Source organism: Microcystis sp. M109S1, assembly GCF_020247025.1.
GTDB lineage: Bacteria > Cyanobacteriota > Cyanobacteriia > Cyanobacteriales > Microcystaceae > Microcystis.
The window spans coordinates 1-3,238 of sequence record NZ_JADBRW010000193.1; the positions used below are offsets into that span (position 1 = coordinate 1).

Annotated in this window: 5 protein-coding genes and 1 pseudogene; 5 read left to right on the forward strand and 1 reads right to left on the reverse strand. The window is 44.0% G+C overall.

The window, feature by feature from the left end; genetic code table 11:
- Nucleotides 1-252 (reverse strand): annotated as a pseudogene (locus tag IM322_RS09300) (helix-turn-helix domain-containing protein); the annotation flags it as partial.
- 30 nt (nucleotides 253-282) lie between these two features.
- Here IM322_RS09300 and IM322_RS09305 point away from each other — a divergent pair.
- From IM322_RS09305 to IM322_RS09325, 5 genes are all read left to right on the forward strand, one after another.
- Complete coding sequence (locus IM322_RS09305; protein WP_287676486.1) at nucleotides 283-1,311, forward strand: HsdM family class I SAM-dependent methyltransferase; 1,029 nt, start codon at nucleotides 283-285, stop codon at nucleotides 1,309-1,311.
- A gap of 13 nt (nucleotides 1,312-1,324) precedes the next feature.
- A complete protein-coding gene (locus tag IM322_RS09310; RefSeq protein ID WP_287079707.1) occupies nucleotides 1,325-1,618 on the forward strand; it encodes a type II toxin-antitoxin system HigB family toxin in 294 nt (97 codons plus the stop codon).
- 8 nt (nucleotides 1,619-1,626) lie between these two features.
- Nucleotides 1,627-2,004, forward strand: coding sequence for a helix-turn-helix domain-containing protein (locus IM322_RS09315; protein WP_287676484.1), 378 nt, complete (start codon nucleotides 1,627-1,629; stop codon nucleotides 2,002-2,004).
- Nucleotides 2,001-2,324, forward strand: a complete 324-nt coding sequence (locus IM322_RS09320; RefSeq protein ID WP_287676483.1) for a nucleotidyltransferase domain-containing protein — start codon at nucleotides 2,001-2,003, stop codon at nucleotides 2,322-2,324. Before IM322_RS09315 ends, IM322_RS09320 begins: the two co-directional genes overlap by 4 nt.
- Nucleotides 2,325-2,425: 101 nt before the next feature.
- Nucleotides 2,426-3,001 carry a restriction endonuclease subunit S gene (locus IM322_RS09325; RefSeq protein WP_287676482.1) on the forward strand — a complete coding sequence of 192 codons (576 nt, stop codon included), beginning with the start codon at nucleotides 2,426-2,428 and terminating at the stop codon, nucleotides 2,999-3,001.
- Nucleotides 3,002-3,238: the final 237 nt, after the last annotated feature.

Sequence of the window (3,238 nt, forward strand, 5' to 3'; positions counted from 1 at the left end):
ATGTCTTAACCCTTGTTGCAAAGGTACACAGCTTACTTCATTGAGAAAGTCTAATTCTTCTTGCTTTTTCCAATCGGTTAGCATTGAAGAAGTTTGAGCGTAGCCTACTCTTTCTTGTCTTTCGTACCATGCTTGTGTTCGTTCGTGGAGAGCTTTGTTGTAAACCAATCTTACACAGCCCAAAGTGCGCCGCAATAGCGACTCTTGTTCGAGTGTGGGGTAAAATCATCGGTAAGAATAGGCTTTCTCCATGTCTTACATTCTAGCATATATTTGGTAAATGTGCTAATATTTAACGGTAAAGCCGTCGTTCTACGACGGGGTTTCAGACCCAAATTTTCGATGATGGTGGAGTTATTAGCACCCGGACCGAGGGAGGTTATCTGTGATCCGGCCTGTGGGACAGGAGGCTTTTTAGTAGCGGCTGCCGAGTATGTGCGGGAGTTAAAGGACAGCGAGGGGGGACGATTACTTCATGAACGCGGCAACCTAGAGCATTTCAATAACCAAATGTTCCACGGTTTTGATTTCGATGCGACGATGTTACGCATCGGCAGCATGAACCTGATGTTACACGGTATCGAGCAGCCGATTATCGAGGCCCGGGATTCCCTATCGGAGGATCACGCCGGGGTAGAGGATAGTTTTACCTTGATTCTGGCTAATCCACCGTTTAAGGGTTCGGTGGAGAAATCTACTATTGCCAAGGATTTATCGAAAATCATCGACACCACTAAAACCGAGTTATTATTCATGGCCCTGTTTTTGCGGTTGCTGAAGACGGGGGGAAAAGGCGCGGTAATTGTGCCGGATGGGGTGCTATTTGGCTCGTCGAAAGCCCACAGGGACATCCGCACCATCTTGGTAGAGGAACATAAGCTAGAGGGGGTGATATCGATGCCGTCGGGGGTTTTTAAGCCTTACGCGGGGGTATCTACTGCGATTCTCATCTTTACGAAGCTGGGGGTAAGGGAAAAGGGGACTGACTTCGTTTGGTTTTATGACATGGTGGCGGATGGTTTCTCTCTCGATGATAAACGCCAACCGAGCGCAGATAATGATATCCCGGATTTGCTGCGCTGTTGGCATAATCGCGACTCCGCTCAGGACACCAACCGCAAAGCGAAGGCGTTTTTTGTGCCTCGCGAGGAGATTCAAGCCAATGCTTATGATCTATCAATTAACCGCTATAAAGAGATAGAGTACGAGGAAGTGAGCTATGAGCCTCCAAAGGTGATTTTACAGAAGTTAAGGGCTTTAGAGGCTGATATTCGTCAGGATTTGGACGCATTAGAGGAGATGTTAGGATGATGGCAGAATACCGATGAGAATTATTTCCCGCCGCACCCTCCAAGAGTTTTGGGAGATTCATCCCGATGCGGAGCAACCGCTCAAAGCTTGGCTGGCCGAAGCGAAAAAGGCTCAATGGCAGAATCCTAACGATATTAAGCGAACGTATCGAAACGCTAGTATCGTCAGTGATAACCGGGTGGTTTTTAACATCAAAGGCAATGATTATCGTTTAATTGTCCATGTTCGTTACGATATTGGTATTCTGTTCATTCGATTCATTGGCACCCATCGACAGTACGACAAGATAGACGCAAACAGGATTTAAAACTCACTATGTTAGACCTACATCCTCTCAAAACCGAATCCGAGTATGAGGCGGCTTTACTGGAGATTGAGTCGCTTCTGGAAGTACCTCCGGGGACACCAGAAGCAGCGCGCTTAGATTTGCTTGCCACACTGGTTGATGCCTATGAACAGGAACATTTTCCCATCCCTCTACCGGATCCTATCGAAGCGATTCGGTTTTATCTAGAGAGCCGAGGATTAGACGCTCAGGTTCTGATACCTATTCTCGGCGATCAGGAACAGGTAAATCAAGTATTAAACCGCCAACAGCCCCTATCGCTGGAGATGATTCGGCAACTGCATCAAATCTGCAATATTTCGGCAGAGGTGCTGATTCAGTCCTACGCACTGGAGGGGGTGTTATGAAAAATCTACAGCTAGAGGTTATTCTGCGGGAGATAAAAGATTATTTCCATCTGCTCTATCAAAACCAATTACAGAAAATCGTCCTTTACGGTTCCCAAGCACGGGAAGATGGACGGGAAGATTCTGATATCGATCTTTTGGTCATTCTTTCTGGTGTGGTGGATCCCTATCAGGAAATCGATCGCACGAGTGAATTTATCGCTAGGCTTTGCCTTGATTATAATGTGGTTGTTTCCCGTCATTTTATCTCTGCGGCAAAGTTCCAGAGCGGAGATAACCCATTTCTTGACAACATACGACGGGAAGGTGTCACGGTATGAGCGATGATTGCATTGGTAGTTTTAGTCAACCGAAAGGATATTTGATTTATGTTTGAAAATACGATTGATCAGGTTTTACACGCGTTAAAGGAGATGTTGGGATGAGAACCACAACCTTTCGAGATGTCCTTTTGGAAGAGATTGCCGAAATAAAGTCCGGTGTTGGTTTCCCGATATCAATGCAAGGCTGCGAAAGCGGGGATTTTCCCTTTGCGAAAGTAGGAGATATATCTAACAGAGCGCGAAGTGGAGAACAGTTTATTTCTGATGCTCCTAACTGGGTAAAAAATGAGGACTTGTCCACATTAAAATTCACTCCATTTCCTACGGGTACTATTGTATTTGCAAAGATTGGTGAAGCTATACGCCAAAATTTCAGAGCAGTATCAACCCGACCTATGTTATTTGATAACAACGTCATGGGGGTTATTCCACAAGAAGAAAGGGTCGATACAACTTATTTGTATTTTTACTTAAGAACACTTGATTTTTATCATCTTGCGGGAAAAACGACTGTTCCAGCCATCAGAAAATCAACTATCGAGAAGCTAAAAATCCCCCTCCCACCTAGGGTTGATTCATTTAAATTAAGTACAGCGGATTTTGAGTCAATAAATTTGACTGAAGATTCTCAAGTTTATCTTTCTCTAACTAAAAGAGTTAGTCACAATAATTAATCTTTAATTTTCTACCAATATTTATTATGAATAAATTGATAAAGCTTGTCCTCAAGCCACTAAAAGCCTATCTCTCTTGAAATTGTCTGAGAGTAAATCCTGTTAATTTAGCTAATTTTTCTGCTTCTTACGTCGATAAAACTATCAGTTTTTCCCAACGTTCAGCTAACCACCTCTGTCCCTCTGTTATTGAGAGAAAACCCAAACCTCTGAAAAGATTCAATCCTATAGTTGTGA